The sequence below is a fragment of the Piscicoccus intestinalis NBRC 104926 genome (assembly GCF_001515525.1).
Taxonomy (GTDB): Bacteria; Actinomycetota; Actinomycetes; order Actinomycetales; family Dermatophilaceae; genus Kineosphaera; species Kineosphaera intestinalis.
The window spans coordinates 14,743-36,364 of record NZ_BCNQ01000046.1 but is presented as its reverse complement, the minus strand read 5'-3'; the positions used below and the strand labels follow the sequence as shown (position 1 = coordinate 36,364).

Annotated in this window: 21 protein-coding genes; 4 read left to right on the top strand and 17 right to left on the bottom strand. The window is 72.4% G+C overall.

From position 1 onward, the window contains the following. The 3 genes from PINTE_RS09020 to PINTE_RS09010 form a co-directional block, all read right to left on the bottom strand. The coding region (locus PINTE_RS09020) for a fumarylacetoacetate hydrolase family protein (RefSeq protein ID WP_068428951.1) at nucleotides 1-968 on the bottom strand (968 nt) is incomplete at its 3' end. A 16-nt stretch (nucleotides 969-984) separates the two neighbouring features. Continuing rightward, nucleotides 985-1,923 carry a VOC family protein gene (locus tag PINTE_RS09015; protein WP_068428949.1) on the bottom strand — a complete coding sequence of 313 codons (939 nt, stop codon included), beginning with the start codon at nucleotides 1,921-1,923 and terminating at the stop codon, nucleotides 985-987. Between the two features lie 26 nt (nucleotides 1,924-1,949). Next, a complete protein-coding gene (locus PINTE_RS09010) occupies nucleotides 1,950-3,080 on the bottom strand; it encodes an FAD-dependent monooxygenase (RefSeq protein WP_068428946.1) in 1,131 nt (376 codons plus the stop codon). A 184-nt stretch (nucleotides 3,081-3,264) separates the two neighbouring features. Here PINTE_RS09010 and PINTE_RS09005 point away from each other — a divergent pair, with 184 nt between their 5' ends. Beyond that, entirely contained in the window at nucleotides 3,265-4,215 is a 951-nt protein-coding gene (locus PINTE_RS09005) for a LysR family transcriptional regulator (protein WP_068428944.1), read from the top strand. Nucleotides 4,216-4,387: 172 nt separating this feature from the next. After that, the gene (gene erm / locus PINTE_RS09000) at nucleotides 4,388-5,176 is read left to right on the top strand and encodes a 23S ribosomal RNA methyltransferase Erm (protein ID WP_068428941.1); all 789 of its coding nucleotides are present in this window, start codon (nucleotides 4,388-4,390) and stop codon (nucleotides 5,174-5,176) included. A gap of 250 nt (nucleotides 5,177-5,426) precedes the next feature. Here the strand turns inward: erm and rlmN are convergent, their stop codons facing one another. From rlmN to rpsB, 6 genes are all read right to left on the bottom strand, one after another. Then, the gene (gene rlmN / locus PINTE_RS08995; RefSeq protein ID WP_068428938.1) at nucleotides 5,427-6,686 is read right to left on the bottom strand and encodes a 23S rRNA (adenine(2503)-C(2))-methyltransferase RlmN; all 1,260 of its coding nucleotides are present in this window, start codon (nucleotides 6,684-6,686) and stop codon (nucleotides 5,427-5,429) included. A gap of 102 nt (nucleotides 6,687-6,788) precedes the next feature. Continuing rightward, nucleotides 6,789-7,652 carry a phosphatidate cytidylyltransferase gene (locus PINTE_RS08990; protein WP_068428932.1) on the bottom strand — a complete coding sequence of 288 codons (864 nt, stop codon included), beginning with the start codon at nucleotides 7,650-7,652 and terminating at the stop codon, nucleotides 6,789-6,791. 46 nt (nucleotides 7,653-7,698) lie between these two features. Further along, nucleotides 7,699-8,256, bottom strand: coding sequence for a ribosome recycling factor (gene frr / locus PINTE_RS08985; protein WP_068428931.1), 558 nt, complete (start codon nucleotides 8,254-8,256; stop codon nucleotides 7,699-7,701). 85 nt (nucleotides 8,257-8,341) lie between these two features. Next, the gene (gene pyrH / locus PINTE_RS08980; protein ID WP_068428930.1) at nucleotides 8,342-9,067 is read right to left on the bottom strand and encodes a UMP kinase; all 726 of its coding nucleotides are present in this window, start codon (nucleotides 9,065-9,067) and stop codon (nucleotides 8,342-8,344) included. Between the two features lie 178 nt (nucleotides 9,068-9,245). After that, nucleotides 9,246-10,073 (bottom strand): translation elongation factor Ts, encoded by an 828-nt coding sequence (tsf, locus tag PINTE_RS08975; protein WP_068428927.1) that lies wholly within the window; start codon nucleotides 10,071-10,073, stop codon nucleotides 9,246-9,248. A 36-nt stretch (nucleotides 10,074-10,109) separates the two neighbouring features. Beyond that, nucleotides 10,110-11,105: a 30S ribosomal protein S2 gene (rpsB, locus tag PINTE_RS08970; protein WP_068428922.1), complete on the bottom strand. Its 996-nt coding sequence runs from the start codon at nucleotides 11,103-11,105 to the stop codon at nucleotides 10,110-10,112. Between the two features lie 334 nt (nucleotides 11,106-11,439). Between rpsB and PINTE_RS08965 the strand changes: the two genes are divergently transcribed. Together PINTE_RS08965 and PINTE_RS08960 are read left to right on the top strand one after the other, a co-directional pair. Beyond that, a complete protein-coding gene (locus PINTE_RS08965) occupies nucleotides 11,440-12,627 on the top strand; it encodes a pyridoxal phosphate-dependent aminotransferase (RefSeq protein WP_068428920.1) in 1,188 nt (395 codons plus the stop codon). Nucleotides 12,628-12,732: 105 nt separating this feature from the next. After that, nucleotides 12,733-13,290, top strand: coding sequence for a M23 family metallopeptidase (locus PINTE_RS08960; RefSeq protein WP_217996545.1), 558 nt, complete (start codon nucleotides 12,733-12,735; stop codon nucleotides 13,288-13,290). Between the two features lie 59 nt (nucleotides 13,291-13,349). Here PINTE_RS08960 and PINTE_RS08955 read toward each other — a convergent pair whose 3' ends face one another. From PINTE_RS08955 to lepB, 8 genes are all read right to left on the bottom strand, one after another. Continuing rightward, nucleotides 13,350-14,198, bottom strand: coding sequence for a DUF3152 domain-containing protein (locus tag PINTE_RS08955; protein ID WP_068428913.1), 849 nt, complete (start codon nucleotides 14,196-14,198; stop codon nucleotides 13,350-13,352). A 118-nt stretch (nucleotides 14,199-14,316) separates the two neighbouring features. After that, nucleotides 14,317-15,339, bottom strand: coding sequence for a tyrosine recombinase XerC (locus PINTE_RS08950; protein WP_157087146.1), 1,023 nt, complete (start codon nucleotides 15,337-15,339; stop codon nucleotides 14,317-14,319). A gap of 114 nt (nucleotides 15,340-15,453) precedes the next feature. Then, nucleotides 15,454-16,584 carry a DNA-processing protein DprA gene (gene dprA / locus PINTE_RS08945; protein WP_084343401.1) on the bottom strand — a complete coding sequence of 377 codons (1,131 nt, stop codon included), beginning with the start codon at nucleotides 16,582-16,584 and terminating at the stop codon, nucleotides 15,454-15,456. Then, a complete protein-coding gene (locus PINTE_RS08940; RefSeq protein ID WP_306304849.1) occupies nucleotides 16,581-18,236 on the bottom strand; it encodes a YifB family Mg chelatase-like AAA ATPase in 1,656 nt (551 codons plus the stop codon). Before PINTE_RS08940 ends, dprA begins: the two co-directional genes overlap by 4 nt. Before the next feature lie 166 nt (nucleotides 18,237-18,402). Continuing rightward, complete coding sequence (locus PINTE_RS08935) at nucleotides 18,403-18,828, bottom strand: YraN family protein (RefSeq protein ID WP_373280151.1); 426 nt, start codon at nucleotides 18,826-18,828, stop codon at nucleotides 18,403-18,405. Nucleotides 18,829-19,006: 178 nt separating this feature from the next. Next, the gene (locus PINTE_RS08930; RefSeq protein ID WP_068428910.1) at nucleotides 19,007-19,330 is read right to left on the bottom strand and encodes a DUF2469 domain-containing protein; all 324 of its coding nucleotides are present in this window, start codon (nucleotides 19,328-19,330) and stop codon (nucleotides 19,007-19,009) included. After that, complete coding sequence (locus tag PINTE_RS08925) at nucleotides 19,327-20,370, bottom strand: ribonuclease HII (RefSeq protein ID WP_084343400.1); 1,044 nt, start codon at nucleotides 20,368-20,370, stop codon at nucleotides 19,327-19,329. The genes PINTE_RS08930 and PINTE_RS08925 overlap by 4 nt, the downstream gene beginning before the upstream one ends. 68 nt (nucleotides 20,371-20,438) lie before the next feature. Next, nucleotides 20,439-21,521 (bottom strand): signal peptidase I, encoded by a 1,083-nt coding sequence (gene lepB, locus PINTE_RS24885; protein WP_084343399.1) that lies wholly within the window; start codon nucleotides 21,519-21,521, stop codon nucleotides 20,439-20,441. Nucleotides 21,522-21,622 lie beyond the last annotated feature (101 nt).

The following is a 21,622-nucleotide window of genomic DNA, read 5'->3' as shown; positions in this document are numbered from 1 at the left end:
CGGGGGCCGCCCGGCGCGGGCGTGGGTGGCGCGCTGGTCACGGTGTTGGTCAGCGACCCCAGGCCCTCGACGGTGAGCGTGACGACGTCGCCGTCGACGAGCGGCGGCGGGTCCTGCGCTCCGCGGCGGCCCCACAGCTCGGCGAGGCAGCCGCCGTTGCCGGTGGTGCCGGAGCCGATGACGTCGCCGACGAGCACGCGCGAGTCGCGGGAGGCGTAGGCGATCATCGCCTCGAACGTCCAGCCGACGTTGCTCAGCAGATCCTCCCCCACGCGCTCGCCGTTGACGTCGACGGAGCACCACAGGTCGAGAAAGCCGTCGGCGTCGCGCCGGTCGTCGAGCTCGTCGGCCGTGACGATCCACGGGCCCAGGCTCGTCGCGAAGTCCTTGCCCTTGGCCGGGCCGAGCCGCACCTGCATCTCGCGCGACTGCAGGTCGCGGGCCGACCAGTCGTTCATGATCGTGTACCCGAAGACGTGCTCGCGGGCCTGCTCCTCGCTCAGCGATGTGCCGGGCGCGCCGACGATCACCGCCACCTCGAGCTCGAAGTCGCGGGCCCGGCTCCGCGCGGGGAACGGCACCGCGTCGCCCGGGCCGTAGATCGCGTGCGGGTTGGTGAAGTAGAAGGTCGGCGCGTCGTACCAGGCGTCCGGTACAAGATCGGCACCCTCGCCGGTGGCGCCGTCGACGCTGCGCCGCAAGCCCTCGACGTGCTCGGCGAACGCCACGCAGTCACGCACGCTCGCCGGCCGCAGCGGAGGCAGCAGCCGCACCGACTCCAGGGGCACCGGCTCCGACTCGCGGGCGCGTTGCGCCAACCGCGCGGCGGCGTCGAGCCCGGCGTCGATGACGTCGCGCATCGTCAGTCCGACGCCGAAGGGGTAGACGATCCCGGAGCCGGGGGCGTCGCCGACCTCGACGAGCCCGACCCGGCGGGCGCCGCCGCGGGCGAAGGTGGCGAGTTTCATGCCGCGCTCACCGCGCTCACACCGGCGGCGCGACGAACAGGCCGCGGTCGGGGTCGTTGAACGACTTGGCGGCGACGAACTCGCTCATCGGGTTCGCGGTGCCCCACTGGTCGCTGACCTGCGGGTCGGTGAAGTCGTACAGGTGCGGGTGCCAGGAGTCCTCGTCGAGCAGTTCGAGCTCGGTGGTGTACTCCAGGGTGTTGCCGTGCGGGTCGAGGAAGTAGCTGAACGTGTTGTTGCCGGCCATGTGCCGCCCCGGGCCCCAGACCTTCTCGACGCCGCCGCGCAGCAGCCGGCCGGTGCCGCGCATGTACTCGTCGATGCCGCGCATCTCGAAGCTCGCGTGGTGCAGGGAGGCGTGCGGGCCGCGGGCGATGGCCATCGAGTGGTGCACGGCGTTGGTGCGCAGGAACCACATCATCTCGCCCAGGTGCGGGGAGTACAGGGTGTCGGACAGCGCGAAGCTCAGGTGCTTGTCGTAGAACGCGACGGTCTCCTCCGGGCGGGCGGAGTTGACGACGACGTGGCTGAGCTTGACCGGCACCGACTCCCCCGCCTCGACCTTGCGGTGGCTGCGCACCTGCACGTCGCAGGAGACCTCGATCGTGCGGCCCTCGTTGTCGAAGAACCGGAAGCCGTATCCGCCGCCCGGGGTGGTCAGCGCGTCGGGCTCGCTGACGAGCTGCACGCCGTCGCGGCCGAGGTTCTGCGCGAGGGTGTCGACGTCGTCGCGGTTCGCGGCGCCGAAGCTGATGAGGTCGAGGCGCTTCTCGTCCGCCTTGCGCAGCCGCACCGAGTACTGCTCGGGCGAGCCGGCGGCCGCGAGGAACGCGATGCCGTCGTCGGTCGTCTCCGCCTCCAGCCCCCACATGCGCGTGTAGAACTCGAGTTGAGCGGCGTAGTCGGGCACGGCGAGGTCGACGTGCCGCAGGTGCGTGATGAGCCGGTCGGTCATGTCTTCTCCAAAGAACAGTGTGAAATTCAGGCGGGGGTGGCGAGCATCTGGCTGATGCCGCGCATGAGGCCGGGCACGTCGCCGCGTTCGTGGTCGAGCTGCCACTGGGCCAGTTGCATCGAGGCGTCGACGACGGCCTTGGCCCGCGCGAAGCGACGGTCGGTGAACTCGGCCCACGCGTCCTCGTCGAGGGTGTCGCGGCGCACGATCACATCGGCGAGGACCGCGGCGTCCTCGAAGGCCTGAGCGGCGCCCTGGGCGATGGTGGGCGGGCAGGTGTGCGCGGCGTCACCGATGAGCACGACGCGACCGCGATGCCAGGGGGCGGGCACGACGTGGGTGGAGAACCGGGTGTAATGCACGCGGGAGGCGTCGGTGAGGTTGTCGCGGATCTCGTCCCACGGCCCGTGGTAGGCCTCGGCGAGGGAACGCATGACCTCCAGGCCCTGCTGGGGGCTGAGGCCGGAACGGTCCTGGTAGTCCTCGACAATGTAGGCGTAGAGCGTGTCCTCGCTGGTCGGGCAGTAGCCGGCGATGTAGCTGGGGCCGCCGTAGATGAGGTCGGTGCGGGTCACCGACTCCGGGCGTGGGCCGAAGCAGCGCCAGATGCCCAGCCCGATGCCGCGCGGCTCGACGTCGATGCCGAGACCCCGGCGGGTCTGGGAGTTGATGCCGTCGGCGCCGACGAGCAGGTCGTAGCGGCCGGTGGAGCCGTCGGCGAAGTCGACGTGCACGCCGTCGTCGTCCTGCAGGAACGCGTTGTACCGGGTGCCGAAACGCACCCGCGCGCCGACCTCGGCCGCCCGGTCGATGAGGATCTGCGCGAGCGCCGGGCGGTACATGCCCATCGTCGCGGGCGGGTCGTCGCCGCCGGTGCGCAGCTCGGGGATCTCGGCGATGAGGGTGCCGGCCGGGTCCGGAGCCCGAAGCCCCAGCCCCTCGAACGCGTACCCCTGGTCGCGGCACGCCTCCCACACGCCGAGGGCGCGCAGCTCGCGCAGGGCGTTGCCCTGCAGCGTGATTCCGGAGCCGAGGGCGTTGACGGAGGCGGCGGTGTCGATGAGGTCGACGCGCACCCCGGCCCGCGCGAGGGCGATGGCGGCCGCCGAGCCGGCCGCACCGGCTCCGACGACCAGGACGTTCTGTACTGCTGGCATGCGAGTTCTCCGAGCGTGTGACGACGTTGTCAGGCCAGGCCCCTGGAGGCGTCACGACGTCACCCCTGCGACACCCCAATGGCTCCCCGAGCACCTACGGTGCCGGACACCGCGGGTATCACGGAAGAGCGACTTAGCGATAGCAATCATCGACGCGGTCGATACCCGTCGTACCCTGGGGCCCGTGGCCGACAGCCTGCGCAACCTCGACCTCAACCTGCTGCTGCAGCTCGACGCGCTGCTGCACGAACGCAATGTGACCCGCGCCGCGCACCGACTCGGCCTGAGCCAGCCCGCGGTCTCGGCCGGACTGGCTCGGCTGCGAAGGCATTTCGGCGACGAGCTGCTGCTGCGGCGCGGCAACCGGTACGAGCTGACCGAGCTGGCCGGCCAGCTCGCCGCCCGGGTTCCGGCGGCCGTCGAGGAGGTGCGCCGGGTGTTCGACGCCACGCCGGGCTTCGACCCGAGCACCTCGCAACGCGAGTTCACGCTCGTGGTCTCCGACTACACCGCGACGATCCTCGGCCCACCGCTGGCCGCGGCCATTGCCGCCGAGGGTCCCGACGTGCGGCTGCGGCTGCATCAGCAGAGCCTCGACCACGTCGAGAACGCGGCCCAGACCCTGCGGTCCTTCGATGGCCTCGTGCTTCCGCACGGATTCCTCGTCGACGTGCCCTCGGTGCCCGTGTACGACGACGAGTGGGTCTGCATCGTCTCGCCCGACGCGCAGGTCGGGTCGCGGCTGACGATGGACGACGTCCGCCGGCTGCGGTGGGCGGTCACGTACCACCGCCCGACCGCGTACACCCCGGCGGTGCAGCAGCTGCGCGCGCTGGGCGTCGAGCCGAGCCTCGAGCTGGTCACCGAGAGCTTCCTCGCGCTGCCCTTCGTCGTCGCCGGTACGGATCGCATCGCGCTCATCCAGCGGCGCCTGGCCACCCTGCTCGCCGACGCCGCGGGCGTGCGCGTGCTCGAATGCCCGTGGGACGTCGTGCCGCTGAAGCAGTCGCTGTGGTGGCATCCCATCTACCGGGCCGACCCCGGGCACCGCTGGCTGCGCGGGCTCGTCGCCCAGGTGGGCGAGCGGATCAACGCGGCCGAAATTCGGTGGCTCGTGCGGGGCTCGGACGCCTAATCTGCCGCCATGTTGGTCACCGGCACTGCCTCCCTGCGGCTGCGCAGCCGCTGACGGCGGCGAGCCCTGTGCTCCCCGCCCGCGGATCACCCGCCGGGCGGCGCCTTCGTGGCGCCTCGTGTCGTCTCTTGTTGCCTCGCGACGCCCGGCTCCGACGACCGACGGAGCAGCAGTGCCCACCTACCGACACGGCCGGCACGAGCACGGCCAGAACTTCCTCACCGACCCCGCGACGATCGCCGCGATCGTGCGGCTGGTCGACGACACCGCCGGACCAATCACCGAGATCGGCCCCGGAGACGGTGCCCTCACCGCACCCTTGGCCCGCCTCGGCCGGCCGCTGACGGCGGTCGAGATCGACGCCGGCCGCGCGTCGGCGCTGCGGCGGCGCTTGCCCGACGTGCGCGTCGAGCGGGCCGACTTTCTGCATTACCGGTTACCGGCGACCCCGCACGTGCTCGTCGGCAACCTGCCGTTCTCGCAGACGACGGCGATCCTGCGGCGGATCCTGCACGCGCCCAGCTGGACCGACGCGATACTCCTCGTGCAGTGGGAGGTCGCGCGGCGGCGGGCCGGGGTCGGCGGCGCGAGCATGATGACCGCGCAGTGGTGGCCGTGGTTCACCTTCGAGCAGGCCGGCCGCGTGCCGGCGGACGCCTTCACCCCGCGGCCCGGTGTCGACGGCGGCCTGCTGGTGATCCGCCGCGATCCGGCCCCGGCGATCCCGGTTACCCAGCGGCGCCATTACCAGAGCCTCGTGCACCGCGTCTTCACCGGCCGCGGCCGCGGCCTCGCGCAGATTCTGGCGCGCACAACGTTCGGCTCGGCGCCGGCGGCGCGCGCCTGGCTCGGCGCTCGGGGTCTTGGCGCCCGAGATCTGCCGAAGGCGCTCGGCCGCCAGGACTGGATCGAGCTGTACGCGGCCCGGCCTCACGCGGTGACGAGGTGCCGCGACCGTTAGGACGTACACCGTGAAAAGCCGATGTCTTGACACAAGCACCTGACCTGCGGTGATGCGAATCGGGCTCTTGCCGGGCGCCGACGGTGTACGTCCGAGCGGTGTCCACAGGCTGTGGATAAACTGCTGAGCGCGCCTCAGCGCCGCCCGGGGAGCGTGGCGTCGCCGGAGGGCGCCGGAACGCGCTGCCTGAGCTGACCGGGCGCCACGACGGGTTGCGTGGGCTCGGCCGGAGCGTCGGAACGGGCTCGGCTCAGGCGGTCACAGCCGCGAGCTGGCCGCAGGCGCCGTCGATGTCACTGCCGCGGGTGTCGCGCACGGTGACCGGGATGCCGTGGGCGCGGATGCGCTCGACGAACTGCTGCTCGACGCCCGGGCGGCTGGCCGTCCACTTCGACCCCGGAGTCGGGTTGAGCGGGATCGGGTTGACGTGCACCCAGCCGCTGCCGCGGGCGGCGAGCTTGGCGCCGAGCAGGTCTCCGCGCCAGGCGTGGTCGTTGATGTCGCGGATCAGCGCGTACTCGATGCTCACGCGCCGGCCGGTCGCCTCGAAGTAGCGGTACGCCGCATCGAGCGCCGCGTCGACCTTGTATCGGTTGTTGATCGGCACGAGCTCGTCGCGCAGCTCGTCGTCCGGGGCATGCAGGCTCAGGGCCAGCGTCACCGGGATGCCCTCGCCGGCGAGCCGGTCGATGCCCGGCACGAGCCCGACGCTGCTCATCGTGATGCCGCGCGCCGACATGCCCAGGCCCGCCGGGGTCGGGTCGACCATGCGCCGGATCGCCGCGACCGCCCGCTTGTAGTTGATGAGGGCCTCCCCCATGCCCATGAACACGACGTTGTTGACCCGCCGCGCCGGACCCTCGGCGCCGGGCTGCTCAGGCTCCTGCGACGACTCGGGTTCGTCGGGGGTGTCGAAGGCGCCGGCCGCGCCGGCGGGCAGCTCGATGCCGGATGCCGGGCCGCTCAACCCCCGCGGCCCTTCGCGCAGCATCCGGTTGGCGGCGACGACCTGCTCGACCATCTCCGCGGTCGACAGGTTGCGGGTGAAGCCCTCCTGGCCGGTGGCGCAGAACGGGCAGTTCATGCCGCACCCGGCCTGGCTCGAGATGCACAGCGTGACCCGCCGCGAGTACCGCATGAGTACCGACTCGATAAGCGCCCCGTCGTGCAGCCGCCACACCGACTTCACCGTCGCGCCGCCGTCGGCCTCCAGGTGCCGCACCGGCGTCAGCAGCGTCGGCAGCATCGCCTCGACGAGCTCAGCGCGCCCGACCTTCGGCAGGTCGGTCATGTCGGCGGGGTCGCTGCTCCAGTGCTCGAAGTAGTGCGTCGAGAGCTGCGCGGCGCGAAACGGCTTGTGCCCCAGCTCCGCCATCCTGGCCTTGCGGCCGGGCACGTCGAGATCGGCGAGGTGGGTCGGCGGCATCGGGTTGCCCGGGGGCGTGAACGTCACCTGGCCGGGATTGGGCCGGCGGCGCTCCAGGCGCACGGGAGTGGGCTGGTCGGTCATGATCGGTCCAGTGTCGCAGCCGGTGCCCCGCGCGGCCGAATCGCGCGCTCGCCAGGGGGCCCCTCGCCGCGACTCCCCGACGGCGAGCCGCCCGGCCGGTCGCTACACCGCGACCGGCACGAGCAGCAGCAGGGCCCACCACACGCCGGGGGCGCACAGCAGCAGGGAGTCGATGCGGTCCATGATGCCGCCGTGGCCGGGCAGGATGTTCCCGAGATCCTTGATGCCGAGGTCGCGTTTGATCATCGACTCCGTGAGGTCGCCGAGGGTGGCCATGCACACGGCGACGAGACCGACAAGAGCGCCCGCCCACCAGGCTCCGTGCAGCAGCAGCGGGACGAAGATCGCGCCCATCGCCACGCACGCCGCCGTGGAGCCGGCGAATCCCTCCCACGACTTCTTCGGGCTCACCGACGGCGCCATCGGGTGCTTGCCGGCGAGTACCCCGGCTGCGTAGCCGCCGATGTCGCTGGCGATCGTCACGAGCACGAAGACGATGACGCGGCGGGTGCCGTCGGGCGCCGCGAGCATGAGCGCCGAGAACGCGGCGAGGAAGGGGGCGTACGCGACGACGAAGGCGCCGCCGGTGATGTCGCGGGCCGCGTCGTCAAGCCCCCGGCACACCCGCCAGCAGATGACGGCGAGGATCGTCAGCCCGAAGGCCACGATGAGCGCGGCGGGCCCGCCGAGATAGGCCGCTGGCAGCATCGCCGCCGCCCCGAGCCACACCGGCACCAGCGGCACGTGGATGCGGCCCGCCTCCATGCCGTGGTACAGCTCCCACACCGCGAGCAGGATCGCGGGCGTCGCCAGCAGCAGCCAGCCCCAGCGCAGCAGGGTCAGGGCCGCCAGCGCGAGCCCACCGAGCACGAGCGCCACGCCGATGGCCATCGGCAGGTTGCGCCCGGCCCGGCCCGCAGGCTTGCCCGCCGGGGGCCCTCCTGCCGTGGCCGGGGTCGATGTCACGTCGCTCCTTGGCGCTCGTCGGGCGGGTGGCGGATCGGGAGGGCGCTCAGACGTCGAGCAGCTCGGACTCCTTGCCCTTGAGCAGCGTGTCGACCTGGTCGACGTGCTTCTTCGTCAGGGTTTCGAGTTCCTTCTCGCTGCGGGTGCCCTCGTCTTCGCCGATCTCGCCGTCCTTGACGAGCTTGTCGATGGAGTCCTTGGCGTGGCGGCGCACGTTGCGGATGGAGACCTTCGCGTCTTCACCCTTGCGGTGCACCATCTTTATGTACTCCTTGCGGCGCTCCTGCGTCAGCTGCGGCAGGATGCACCGGATCGTGTTGCCGTCGTTGCTCGGGTTGACGCCGAGGTCGGAGTCGCGCAGGGCCTTCTCGATGGCGTTCATGGAGGACTTGTCGTACGGCGTGATGAGCACCGTGCGCGCCTCGGGCGTCTGGAACGACGCGAGCTGCTGCAGCGGAGTCGGCGCGCCGTAGTAGTCGACCTGCAGCTTGTTGAACATGCCCGCGGAGGCGCGGCCGGTGCGAATGGAGGCGAAGTCCTCCTTGGCGACCTCGACGGCCTTCTCCATCTTCTCCTCGGCCTCGAACATCGTCTCGTCCAGCATCCTGCCGCTCCTCAACTCCGTGCCCGCGCGAGCCCGGGTGGCTGACCCGGGCATTCGCGGACATCCTCTCAGACGGGGCCGACCCTCAGTCGGCGTATACCTCGGTGCCGATCGGTTCGCCCCGCAGGGCCCGCGTGATCGACTCCTCGCCCTGCATGCCGAACACGACCATCGGGAGGCGGTTCTCCATGCAGAGGCTGAACGCGGCGGCGTCGACGACCTTCAGCCCCGCCTGCAGCGCCTCGGTATAGCTGAGCCGGTCGTACTTGCGCGCGTCCGGGTTGCTGCGCGGGTCGGAGTCGTACACGCCGTCGACACCGTTCTTGCTCATCAGTACCGCATCGCACTTGATCTCAAGCGCCCGTTGCGCGGAGACGGTGTCGGTGGAGAAGTACGGCATGCCGGCTCCGGCGCCGAAGACGACGCTGCGCCCCTTCTCCAGGTGCCGGATTGCGCGGCGCGGGATGTACGGCTCGGCGACCTGGCCCATCGTGATGGCGGTCTGCACGCGGGTCTCGACGCCCTCCTTCTCGAGGAAGTCCGAGAGCGCGAGGCAGTTCATCACCGTGCCGAGCATGCCCATGTAGTCGGCGCGGGCCCGCTCCATGCCCTGCTGCTGCAGCTCGGCGCCGCGGAAGAAGTTGCCGCCCCCGACGACGATCGCCACCTGCATGCCGTCGCGGACGGCCACCGCGATCTGGTGCGCGATGCCCTTGACGACCGTGGGGTCGACCCCGATGCGACCGCCTCCGAAGGCTTCGCCCGAGAGCTTGAGGAGCACACGCTTGTACGCGCGGTTGTTCTGCGTCACCGGTTCGGCTTCCCTTCGTCGGCACCTGTGCAGGCGGCTGGGCACTCCGACGATTCTCACACGTCGGCCGGTAGCGCGGCGTCCGGGTCACTCCAGGGCGTGGCCGGCCATGGCCCGGTACGCGACGGGGCCCGCCCCTCCCCGGCGGGAGGAACGGGCCCCGAGTGCGTTCGTGCGATCAGGCTCCGACGCGGAACCGGGCGAAGCCCTCGGCCTGCGCTCCGGCCTCCTTGAGCACGGCCTGGACCTGCTTCTTCTGGTCCTTGGCGTACTTCTGCTCCAGGAGCACGTTCTCGGCGAAGTAGCCGTTGACGCGGCCCTCGACGATGCGCGGGAGGGCGGCCTCCGGCTTGCCCTCCTCCTTGGCGGTCTCCTCGGCGATGCGGCGCTCGTTGGCGACCGTGTCGGCCGGCACGTCGTCGCGGGTCAGCACCGTCGGGGCGAACGCGGCGATGTGCATCGCGACGTCGTGGCCGAGCGCGGCGTCGCCGCCGTCGTACGCGAACAGCACACCCACCTGCGGCGGCAGGTCGGGGCTGGTCTTGTGCAGGTAGGACGCGATGTGCTGGCCCTCGACCCGGGCGACGCGGCGCACCTCGATCTTCTCGCCGATCGTGGCGTTGGCGTCGTCGAGCACGGACTGCACGGTCTTGCCGTCGAGCTCGGAGGCCAGCAGGCTCTCGGCGTCGGTCGCGCCGACCTTGACGGCCTGGTCGAGCACCGTGTCGGCGAGCGCGATGAACTTCTCGCCCTTGGCGACGAAGTCGGTCTCGCAGTTGACCTCGACGAGCGTGCCGACGTTGCCGTCGACGTGCGCGGCCACCAGGCCGTTGCTGGCCGAGCGGCCCTCGCGCTTGGTGACGCCCTTGAGCCCCTTGACCCGCAGGATCTCGGTGGCCTTGGCCTTGTCGCCGTCGGCCTCGTCAAGGGCCTTCTTGACGTCGAGCATGCCGGCGCCGGTCTGCTCGCGCAGGGCCTTGATGTCGGCTGCGGTGTAGTTCGCCATGTGTCTCTTTCTCCCGAAATGGAATGTGGCTGATGCTCAGGCGCGCTCAGCGGCCTCGACGGGCTCCACAGACTCGGCGGTCTCCACAGGCTCGACACCGGCCACGTCCGCGGCAGCCGCCTCGGTGGCCTCCGCCACGGCGGTCTGCTCGGCGGGGTCGACGACGTCGGCCGCGGCCGTCTCGTCGGCCGCCTGGGCGACCGAGCTCGGGCCGGTCTCGGTGTCGGTCGCGGCGGCCGCCTCCTGCGAGGACTGCTCGCCCGCGAGGAGCTCACGCTCCCACTCGGCCAGCGGCTCGGACTCCGAGCCGGCCTGCTCACCCTGGTCGCCGGAGCCGCGCTGGCTGCGGGCCATGAGGCCGTCGGCGACCGCGTCGGCGACGACGCGGGTCAGCAGCGTGACGGAGCGGATCGCGTCGTCGTTGCCCGGGATCTTGTAGTCGACCTCGTCGGGGTCGCAGTTGGTGTCGAGGATCGCGATGACCGGCAGGTTGAGCTTGCGTGCCTCGGTGACGGCCAGGTGCTCCTTCTTAGTGTCGACGATCCAGACCGCCGAGGGCACCTTGGCCATGTCGCGGATGCCGCCGAGCGTGCGCTCGAGCTTCTCCTTCTCGCGGCGCAGCACGAGGAGCTCCTTCTTCGTGCGGCCGGAGCCGGCCACGTCGTCGAAGTCGATCTCCTCGAGCTCCTTGAGGCGCTCGAGCCGCTTGTGCACGGTGTTGAAGTTGGTCAGCATGCCGCCGAGCCAGCGGTGGTTGACGAACGGCATGCCCACGCGGGTCGCCTGCTCGGCGATCGGCTCCTGGGCCTGCTTCTTCGTGCCGACGAACAGCACGGTGCCGCCGTGGGCGACGGTCTGCTTGACGAAGTCGTAGGCGTCGTTGATGTAGGTCAGCGACTGCTGCAGATCGATGATGTAGATGCCGTTGCGCTCCGTCATGATGAAGCGCTTCATCTTGGGGTTCCAGCGACGGGTCTGATGCCCGAAGTGGACGCCGCTCTCCAGGAGCTGGCGCATGGTGACGACGGCCATGCCGAGGTCTGCCTTTCGTTGGTCCAGTTGTCGGCCGCGGCGGCGGGATTGCCTCCGGGCCCCTGGCGTCTGGACCGCACACCACCGGCGCGAACCGGACTGCGGGCGGACGGTCTCGGTGAGGCGGCAGCTGCCGCGGCACCGACGAGAGACGCGCGAATTCCTGCGGTTCGCCGGGTTCGTCTCGCGCGGCTGTCGCGGAGGCCGAACCCTGCAGACCACAGGTGTCGCCAGGATACCCGGGGCAGGGCCTCGCAATCCAATCCGTCGGGCGGCCTGCGGGGGCCGGGCGGCGATCGCCGTCCCGTGTTCATGCGTCGTTAGGCTGACCGCCATGGCCACCCCGCCCGCCCCCGATTCCGCCCTCGTGAGCCGGATGCGCGGTTTCGGCACGACGATCTTCACGCAGATGTCGGCGCTGGCCAACCAAACAGGGGCGATCAACCTCGGGCAGGGCTTTCCCGACGAGGACGGCCCGCACTCGGTGCTCGACGTCGCAGTCGCCGCGATCCGCGCCGGTGACAACCAGTACCCGCCGCTGCCAGGCGTCGTCGACCTGCGGCACGCGATCGCGCGGCATCAGCAGCTGCGGTACGGGCTGACGGTCGACGCCGACACCGAGGTGCTCGTGACGATGGGTGCGACCGAGGCCATCGCGGCCAGCGTGCTCGCGCTGTGCGAGGCCGGCGACGAGGTCGTCATGTTCGAGCCGTACTACGACTCCTACGCAGCGGTCGTGGCACTCGCGGGGGCGACGCGGCGCACCAGCGTGCTGCGCTTTCCGGACTTCTCGCTCGACGAGGCGTCGCTGCGGGCGGCGTTCTCGGACCGGACCCGCCTCGTGCTGCTGAACACCCCGCACAACCCGACGGGCAAGGTGTTCACGGCCGCCGAGTTGGAGGTGATCGCGCGGTTGGCGGTCGAGCACGACGCGATCGTCGTGGCCGACGAGGTGTACGAGCACCTCGTGTACGCGCCGGCGCAGCACACCCCGATCGCGACGCTGCCGGGGATGGCGTCCCGGACCTTGACCATCAGTTCGGGAGGCAAGACGTTCGCGACGACCGGCTGGAAGGTCGGCTGGGTGCACGGTCCGGCCGAGCTCGTCGCGGCGGTGCGCACCGTCAAGCAGTTCCTCACGTTCGCGGGCTCGGCCCCGTTCCAGCCGGCGGTGGCCGCCGGTCTGGCCCTGCCGGACTCGGTGTTCAGCGACTACGCGGCGGGCCTGGCGGCCAAGCGCGACGTGCTCGTCGCGGGGCTGCAGGAGGCGGGCCTGCCGGTCGCGCGAGCGGACGGCACGTACTTCGTCATCGCCGACGCGAGCGGGGTCGGCGGCTCCGACGCCGTGGAGTTCTGCCTGGAGCTGCCGCGACGGGTCGGGGTGGTCGGCGTTCCCGTCAGCGTCTTCTGCGACGACAAGGAGGCTGCCGCAGGACTCGTGCGGTTCGCGTTCTGCAAGCGGATGCCGGTGGTGCAGGAGGCGGCGGCGCGGCTCGCGGGGCTCGCCGGGCTCGCCGGCTGACCTCTCCCCGATCTGTCCACAGGGCCGGTCGCGCGGTGTCGGCCATCCACAGGTAGTCGGTCCGGCGCCGGCGCGGCCGGGCTCGGGTGATGCACGGTGGCGGGCATGCACATGGTCATCGTTCCGGTCATCCCCGTCGTGCTCGCGCTGGCGGGGGTGGTGCCTGTCGGCGCGGCGACGGCGGGCGCCACCGGCTCCGTCGCGACGGCGGTGCGGGCGGCGGTCGTCGCACGCGATGTGGTCCGGGCGGTGCCGCGGCCGGGCTGGCAGCCGCCGCTGGCCAAGAACCCGGTGGTCGGGCGCCCGTTCGATCCGCCCGCCGAACGCTGGGGCCGGGGTCACCGGGGCGTCGACCTGCGGGCCCGACCCGGCGCCAAGGTCGTCGCGCCCGCGAATGGCGTCGTGGTCTTCGCGGGCCGCGTCGGCAAGAAGCCGACGCTGTCGATTATGCACGCCAACGGCGTGCGCACGACGTACGAGCCGGTCATCGCGACCGTCAAGGTCGGCCAGCCGGTGGGCCGGGGCGCGGCCGTCGGTCGGCTCGCGCCGGGGCACTGCCCGCCCGGGTCGTGTCTGCACTGGGGCGCCCGGCGGGGCGGGGAGTATCTCGATCCCTTGAGCCTGCTGCCCCAGCTCAGCCCCGTGTTGCTGCCTCAGGGGTGAGCCGGCAGCGGTGGGCTGTGATCGGGTCGTCGGTCGGCAGAGCCAGCCGATCAGGGCGATCAGGGTGAGGTCGGCCAGGGCCAGGCGGTGCAGCCGCCGAGGCTCTTGGTCTGCTGGATCATGACGAGCGCCCGCTTCCCGGCTCCGGGACAGCTGCGATGGCCGTGCCCCAGCGCGTGCCCCACCTCGTGATTGATGAGGTAGATGCGGTAGTTCGTGATGTCGTCGCCGTAGGTGTCGGCACCTTGTGCCCAGCGACGCACGTTGAGCAGCACCTTGCCGTCGGCATGGCACGACAGGGTGCCACCCGTGCGCAGTGGCAGGCAGCGCCGATCGACGTAGGCGGGGCTGCCCAGCACGATCCGCACCTGCGCCGACTCGCCCTTGGCCCGCTCGGCCGGGGTGACGTTGACGAAGTGCACGCCGTCGCGCTCCTCCCAGCCGCGAGCGTCGGTGAGCACGGCACGCACGGTGTGCGCGACATGATCCTGAGGCACCCCGAGTCCCTTCTCGACCTCGACGGTGTACCGGATCGTGCGGCCGGTGCGCGTCGAGTCGGAGCCGGGCAGCGCGAGCACCGTCGTCTCACCACTGCCGGAGGCGGGGATCGTGGTGGTCAGTTTGCCCGTGCCGCGCGCGATGGCCTCGGTGCTCTGGGCGCTGGCGGAGTTCGAGGCGCTAGAGGTGCCGGGTGTGCTCGGTGCGCCGGACGCAGCAGTGCCCGGGGTCGAGGCCGCCGGGGTCGGGGCCGGGGAGGTGGCCGACGAACTCGCGCCCGCGGCGGCGGGGGTCGGGGAGTCCGCGAGCGCCGAGGCCGAGGCGGTGGTCTCGGTCTGGGGGCCGTCTGGACCGGACAACCGCACGACGAGGGTGACCAGGAGGGCGGTGGCGAGGAGTGCGCCGAGCACACTGACAGTCCGGCGGCGTCGGGCGAGCATGCGTCGACGGGCCGGCGTCATCTGGCGGGTCCGGTCCGGCGTCATCGGACGGGTCCGGTTCGACGTCATCGGGCGGGCCCGACGCGGGTCACGCACGGGGGTGGGCCTGCTCGTAGGAGCGGCGCAGGCGCTCGGTGGACACGTGGGTGTAGATCTGCGTCGTGGCCAGGCTCGCGTGGCCGAGCAGCTCTTGCACCGAACGCAGGTCGGCGCCGCCATCGAGCAGATGTGTGGCCGCGCTGTGCCGAAGCGCGTGCGGCCCGATGTCGGGGAGTCCCTCGACGCCCCCGACCCGGCGATGCACCAAGTCGCGCGCCTGCCGCTGCCCGAGCCGCCGGCCCCGCACGCCGACGAAAAGCGCCGGGCCGGCGCCGGCGGCAACGAGCGCCGGGCGGCCCCGGCGCAACCAGGCGTCGAGGGCGCGCTGGGCAGGCACCCCGTACGGCACGGCCCGTTCTTTGTCGCCCTTGCCGACGACGCGCACGACGCGCCGGGCCTCGTCGAGGTCGTCGACGTCGAGGCCGACGAGCTCGCCGACGCGCAGCCCGCAGCCGTAGAGCAGTTCCAGCACCGCGAGGTCGCGCAGGCGCACCGCCTCCGCGACAGGGTCAGGCTCTGGGTCAGGGTGACGGTCCGGAGCGGCGTGCCCTGCGGGGGCCGACGCGTTCGCAGCGCTGCGTTCGCGCGCGGCGCTGCGTTCGTCCGCGGCGTCGAGTTCGCGCGCAGCGTCGAGGCGTTCGAGCATGCGGGCGGCGTCGTCGGCGCGCAGCACGGTCGGCAGCGTGCGGTGGCGTCGCGGTCGGGACAGTCGCGCCGACGGGTCGTCGTCTCGACGGCCGGTGTCCTGCGCCCAGCGGAAGAAGGTGCCGACGGCCGCCGAGCGTCGGGCGAGGCTCGCCCGGGCCGCTCCCGCGTCCGCGGCGCGCCCCAGCCAGGCCCGTAGGTCCGCGAGGTCGACCTGCTCGGGTCGGTGCCCACGCTCGGCGGCGAAGGTCAGCACGCTGCGCACGTCGCCGAGGTAGGCGCGCACGGTGTGCACCGACCTGCCGCGCTCCAGCCGCAGGTGGCGCTCGAAGTCGAGGAGGAGTTGATCGACCGGCACGTTGTCCACGCTGACACCGCAACGGGCCCGCGGCAAGCTCCGCGCCACGTCCTGTCGACAACAGCACGCGCGAAACGTGCAGGTCAGACGCCCGAACACGACGATGCACACGGGACCGCAGGGTCACGACCGCACCCAGCCGCCCTCGACGCGCCGCACGTAGCCCCGCAGCGAGAGCCGTCCCAGACAGGCCTGCACCTGACCGAGGGAGACACCGGCGATCGACGCGACCTCCTCGACCGAGCGAGCCCGCAGCCCGAGCCCGTCGTGCACCCGCCGGTCGTCCGGCTCCAGGTCGTCGCCGGGACGCCGGGGTCGCGGTCGCCCGGGGGCGGCGTCCGCACCGACGCGACCGATGAGCTCCATGACCTCGTCCAGATCGGTGACGAGCACCGCCAGCTGCTCGCGGATCATCTCGTGGCACCCCGCCGACGCCGGCGACGTCACCGGTCCGGGGGTCGCCATGACGACCCGCAGGTGCTTGCCAGCGGTACCCGCCGTGTTGCGGGACCCCGACCGCAGGCCCGCCTCGACGACCAGCGTCGCGCCGGTCATCGTCGCGATGAGCCGGTTGCGCTGCAGGAACCGCTGGCGCATGGGCGCCGAGCCCGGCGGCAGTTCGCTGACGACGAGTCCGTTCGCCGCGATCGCGTCGAGCAGGTCGCGGTGCCCGCTGGGGTAGGCGCGTTCGACCCCGCAGGCGAGCACGGCGATCGTCGGTCCGTCGACCGCGAGGGCGCCGCGATGGGCCGCCGCGTCGATGCCGTAGGCCGCGCCGCTGACGACCGTGACCCCTCGGGAGGCGACCCCCGCCGCCAGGCTCGCCGCGAGCCGCTCCCCGTAACCGGTGGCGGCGCGGGCGCCGACGACCGCGAGGCTGTGGTCGCACAGGGCCCGCAGGTCGCCGGAGCCCCGCGCCCACAGGCAGTGCGGCGGGCTCGGCAGGTCGTCCAGCCCCGGCGGCCAGTCGTCGTCGCCGGGGATGACGACGCGCGCTCCGACCCGGGCTGCGTTGTCGAGATCGCGCTGCACACACAGGGATTCCAGTCGCGGCCGGAACCGCTCCAGCGCCGACTCCCGGCGAGTGCGCAACGCGTCGAGCGCCCGTTCGTGGCCGAGTTCGCGCACCAGGGCGGCGGCGATCTCGTCCCCCGGCTCCGCGAGCCGGCTCCAGGACGCCCGCGCCAGCACCCGGGCGGACCGGTCGTCGTCGGAGGCGGTGCTGCCCAAGCCGCCGTTGCCGATGTCGCTCATGCCGCCGTCACGTCCTGTCCGCGCAGGAGGATGGCCTGGCCGATGTCGTCGCGGGTGGGCGGTCCGTCGGCGCCGCGCAGGTCGGCGACGGTCCAGGCGACCCGCAGGACGCGGTCGTAGCCGCGCAGCGTGAGTGCTCCGGTCTCCAGTTCGTAGTCGAGGTCGGCGGTCGCCGCCCGCGGCGGGGCCCAGCGCTTCGACCGCAGCTGCGGCCCGGGCGCCTCTCCGTTGAGCGACCACCGCTGCCCGGCCCAGCGCTGCGCCTGCAACCTCCGAGCTTGGGCCACCCGATCGGCGACGACGGCCGTGGACTCCCCCGGCGGCGCCGACAGGTCACCGAGCCGCACCGCGTCGACGCAGACCCGCAGGTCGACTCGGTCGAGCAGCGGACCACCGAGCCGGGCCAGGTAGTCCCGCTTCTCCCGCGGGCGGCACCGGCATGCGATCGCCTTGCCGACCGCCCGCCCGCACGGGCACGGGTTGGCCGCCAGCACGAGCATGAATCTGGCTGGGTAGCGCACCGATTGGCGGGCGCGGGCGACCGTCACCTCTCCGGACTCCAGCGGTTGCCGCAGCGCCTGCAACACACCCCGCCGGAACTCCGGAGCCTCATCAAGTAGGAGCACGCCACGGTGGGCCTTGCTGATGAGCCCGGGCCGCACCGCCCCCGAACCGCCGCCGATGATCGCCACCGGGGAGGCGTCGTGGTGCGGCGCGACGAACGGCGGGCGGCGCACGAGCGCCCCGTCGTGCAGCGCCCCGAGGATCGAGTGGATCGCCGTCACCTGCAGCGCCTGGGCGTCGTCGAGCGGCGGCAGCACTCCGGGCAGACACTCGGCGAGCATCGTCTTACCCGCGCCGGGCGGGCCGACGAGAAACAGGTGATGGCCTCCGGCCGCGGCCACCTCGAGTGCGCCGCGGGCCTCGGGCTGCCCCGCGATGTCGGCCAGGTCGCGGGAGCGTTCCGGCGCCGGCACCCCGGCCGGTCGCACCGGCTCCTCCTCGAGAGGCTCCTTCTTGGCGATCCGCCGGTAGCGCCCGATGACCTCGGCGAGGGAACGCGCGGGCACGACCTGCACACCGGAGACCAGGGCTGCCTCCGCGGCGTTGGCCTCGGGGACCACGACCACGCGGTGGCCGTTGCGCACCGCGCCGAGCACCAGCGGCAGCACCCCGCGCACCGGGCGGATCGTGCCGTCGAGCCCGAGTTCGCCGATGTGCACGACGTCCTCGATGGGCGCCTGGGGCACCTGGTCGTCGGCGGCGAGCACCGCCAGCGCGATGCCCAGGTCGTAGACCGTGCCGGCCTTGGGGAGCCAGGCGGGTGAGAGGTTGACGGTGATGCGCCGTTGGGCCAGCGACGTGCCGAGATTCGCGGCCGCCGCTTTGACGCGATCGCTGCTCTGCCGGCATGCGGCGTCGGGCAGGCCCCCGATCGCGAACGCCGGCAGTCCGGAGACGATGTCGGCCTCGACGTCGACGACCGCCGCGTCGAGTCCGTCGAGGGCCACGCAGCGGGTGCGGCCCAGCGTCATCGCGACGCCTCCCGCCGCGGCACGCGGACCACCGGCCGCGCCGACCGCACCGACCGTGCCGACGGGGCAGGCGGGGCAGGTGGGGGCGCAGACGGCTCGGTGGGGATCGAAGAGCACAGGTTCTGGTTCACGCCGACGACGCTAGGTCGACGCGGCAGATCCGCGCCGAGGCCGTCAACCGGGGCTGTGGACGACCGACACCGGCCGATTTCGACTGTGGATGGATCGGCTGCTCGGCGTCCGACACGCCGTCCCGCGGTGGAGCGAACCGCCACGCGTCGGGTCACACGCCGCGCAGATGGGTGACGACCGCGGCACCGCGGGCGGGCAGGTCGACACCGACGATGTCGATGCGGATGGAGTCGGCGCCGACGGGCGGATGCGTCGCCAGCCACTCACCCGCCAGGCGCCGCAGCCGGCCGGCCTTCGCGGGGGTGATCGCCTCGATCGGTGAGCCGAACCGGCGGCTCGTGCGGGTCTTCACCTCGACGACGACCAGGCAGCTGCCGTCGCGCGCGACGAGATCGAGTTCACCGTGCCGGCTGCGCCAGTTCGCGTCGAGCAGTTCATAACCCGCGGCCCCCAGGTGCCGGGCCGCCACCCGTTCGCCGTAGGCGCCCACCGCTGCGTTCCGCCCGCCCATGCCCGACCTCGTCTCCGTCCCGACGCCGCCGCGACGCTCGCCGCGGCCGAGGACACTCGCGAGCATGACCGCGAGCACGCGGATCGGGAGGGACGAACCGGCGGGGCTGTGGACGAACGCAGCGGCGAACGAGGCCTGTGGACAGAAACGCGCCGACCCGGCTCAGCGACCCGGCTCAGCTCAGCAGCCGTGCGCCAGCGTGTGTCAGCCTGCGTCAGCGCGCGTCAGCCCTGTGGAGCCGGCGTCAGCCCTTGAACTTCCCGTCGTCGGGCAACTCGAGATCGGACTTCGCGAGTTCTTCGATGTTGACGTCCTTGAACGTCACGACGCGCACGTTCTTGACGAACCGGGCCGGCCGGTACACGTCCCACACCCAGGCGTCGGACATCGAGACGTCGAAGTACACCTCGCCGGCGTCGCCGCGCACCTTGACGTCGACCGAATTGCACAGGTAGAAGCGGCGTTCGGTCTCCACGACGTGCGAGAACAGACCGACGACGTCGCGGTACTCCCGGTAGAGCTGCAGCTCCATCTCGGTCTCGTACTTCTCCAGGTCCTCCGAGCTCACGCTCGCCTCACCTCCACGTCGTCGAGTCCGTCCGCCGTCGCGCGGTCGGCCGGGCCGCCGGCCACCGTCGCGTATCGGAGCCCATCATCACTCATGCGCTCCGACTCCGGCAGCAGCGGCGCCGCAGCGCCGTCGAGATCGCCGGACCCCGACTCCGCAACGACCTGCTCCCCGACCGGGCCCGGCTGCGCAGCCGTCGGCGCCGCGAGCAGATTCCACGAGCGTCGATGCAGGTCACAGGCCCCGAGGCGCAGCAGCGCGGCACGGTGCTCGGGCGCCGCGTACCCCTTGTTGATGTGCCAGCCGTAGTCGGGGTGGGAGTCGGCGAGTGAGACCATCCGCGCGTCGCGCTCGACCTTGGCGAGCACGGAGGCGGCGGCCACCGACGAACAGCGCATGTCGCCCTTGATGAGGGTGCGCACCGGTGGCACCAGCGCCGGCAGCTTGCTGAACTCCCCGACGCCCCACCGCACCTCGGCGCGCGGCCACGCGTCCATCGGCGGCTGCGCTTCCGGCGGCTGCGCAGCAAGCGGGGCACCCGGCTCCGAGTCACGCGGGTCGTCGGGCTCGTCGGGCTCATCGAGGAGACCGAACAGCCCCTCCAGGCGCGGATCGGTGAGCCAATCGTGGTTGCCGTCGAGCACGACGACGTCGGGGCGGACGCCGGCGGCGAGCAGCGCGCGCCGACCCGCGAGCCGCAGCGCCGCCATGATCCCGAAGGTGTCGATCTCCCGCGGCGAGGCGTGCCCGACTCCGTACGCGAGCGCCCAGCGCCGCACCGGCGACACGAGTTCCTCGCGGCGGCGGGCCGCCAACAGCTTGGAGTCGCGCAGCCCGACCGGCGCCGAGCGGCACGACTCGTCGACGATGCACACACCGACGCTCACCGGGCCGGCGAGCGCCCCGCGCCCGACCTCGTCCATGCCGGCGACGAGCCGGTAGCCCTGCCGCTGCAGCTCGCGTTCGACGCGCAGCGACGGCTTACGGGAGACGGTTTTGCGCGGGCCACGGGCCGCGGGCCTGGGGTTCGGCTGCGTCATCGGCGGTGCGCTCTCGGGGAGGGAGATGGTGGCGGGACGCGTCGACGACGCCCCGGAGGGTCAGAAGGTCAGGGTGCCACGTCGGCGGCGGCGGTCGTCGCGGCGGCCGGCGCCTTCGGCAGCCGGATCGCGGCCGAGCCGGGCGTCGGGGCGACCGCCTGCGGAACTCCCGACGGATCGGACGACTGAGGCGACCTAGACGACAGGGACGGCTGGGACGAACCGACGGCCGCGGCCGGACGCGACGAGCTCTGCACTGGCTCCGCGGTCGGCGCGGGCACGCCCGTGAAGGTACCTTCGGGCTCCCCGAGCCAGGTGAGCTTCGACAGCGGCCACACGACGGCGAACGCGCGGCCCACGACCATGTCGATCGGCACCGATCCGTTGGTGCCGTTGTGCTCGGGGGCGTCGTTGTAGCGCGAGTCGCGGGAGTTGCTGCGGTGGTCGCCCATCACCCACACCTTGCCGGCCGGCACCGTGATGTCGAACTCCAGGTCGCTGGGTGTGTCGCCGGGGTAGACGTAGGGCTCGGTGACGGGGGTGCCGTTGACGAGCAGGCGACCGTCGGCGTTGCAGCACTGCACGTGGTCGCCGGGCAGGCCGATGACCCGCTTGATGAGGTGGTTGCCCTCGTCGTTGGGCAGCAACCCGACCCAGGTCAGGGCGGAGTTGATGCGCTCGGCGACCGGGCCCTGCTGCGGCGGCACGGCGTCGGTGAGCCAGCCACCGGGGTCGGCGAACACGACGATGTCGCCGCGGTTGAGGTCGAACGGGCCGGGCGTGAGCTTGGAGACGCTGACGCGGTCGTCGCGCACGAGCGTGTTGTTCATCGAACCCGACGGGATCCAGAAAGACTGCACGAACCAGGTCTTCAGGACGAGGGAGAGCACCACCGCGAGCACGACGACGATGACGACCTCTTTGAGGAACATCAGCAGGCTGTGCCCGATGCCGTGGCCACCCTCGGCCTCACGGGCACCCCGGGTGTCACGCGATTCGCGCGAGTCGCGGGACTCGTCGTGGTCGCGGCGCCGACCGGAGCGACTCTCGTCGGCGCGGGAGCCGGTGTCGGCCCGCTCGGTCCACGGCGGCCCCGGCGCCCGACCCTGGCCTGGGTCGGCTCCCGAAGCGTCGTCGGAACGCTCCGTCATGTCGTCGTCCTGTCGTCTCGCACGTGCGGCACGCTACCTGTCGGACCTATGGCGACGGGCCAGGCCGCGCCGAATCGGCGGGCCCGGCCCGGTCACGAAGG

What these genes read in the sequence shown, in the direction of transcription:
- PINTE_RS08935 (WP_373280151.1), bottom strand. Translation starts at nt 18,828, where the DNA reads ATGCTCGCGAGTGTCCTCGGCCGCGGCGAGCGTCGCGGCGGCGTCGGG.
- tsf (WP_068428927.1), bottom strand. Translation starts at nt 10,073, where the DNA reads ATGGCGAACTACACCGCAGCCGACATCAAGGCCCTGCGCGAGCAGACC.
- PINTE_RS08965 (WP_068428920.1), top strand. Translation starts at nt 11,440, where the DNA reads ATGGCCACCCCGCCCGCCCCCGATTCCGCCCTCGTGAGCCGGATGCGC.
- PINTE_RS08925 (WP_084343400.1), bottom strand. Translation starts at nt 20,370, where the DNA reads ATGACGCAGCCGAACCCCAGGCCCGCGGCCCGTGGCCCGCGCAAAACC.
- rlmN (WP_068428938.1), bottom strand. Translation starts at nt 6,686, where the DNA reads ATGACCGACCAGCCCACTCCCGTGCGCCTGGAGCGCCGCCGGCCCAAT.
- dprA (WP_084343401.1), bottom strand. Translation starts at nt 16,584, where the DNA reads ATGAGCGACATCGGCAACGGCGGCTTGGGCAGCACCGCCTCCGACGAC.
- frr (WP_068428931.1), bottom strand. Translation starts at nt 8,256, where the DNA reads ATGCTGGACGAGACGATGTTCGAGGCCGAGGAGAAGATGGAGAAGGCC.
- rpsB (WP_068428922.1), bottom strand. Translation starts at nt 11,105, where the DNA reads ATGGCCGTCGTCACCATGCGCCAGCTCCTGGAGAGCGGCGTCCACTTC.
- lepB (WP_084343399.1), bottom strand. Translation starts at nt 21,521, where the DNA reads ATGACGGAGCGTTCCGACGACGCTTCGGGAGCCGACCCAGGCCAGGGT.
- PINTE_RS09010 (WP_068428946.1), bottom strand. Translation starts at nt 3,080, where the DNA reads ATGCCAGCAGTACAGAACGTCCTGGTCGTCGGAGCCGGTGCGGCCGGC.
- PINTE_RS09015 (WP_068428949.1), bottom strand. Translation starts at nt 1,923, where the DNA reads ATGACCGACCGGCTCATCACGCACCTGCGGCACGTCGACCTCGCCGTG.
- PINTE_RS08960 (WP_217996545.1), top strand. Translation starts at nt 12,733, where the DNA reads ATGCACATGGTCATCGTTCCGGTCATCCCCGTCGTGCTCGCGCTGGCG.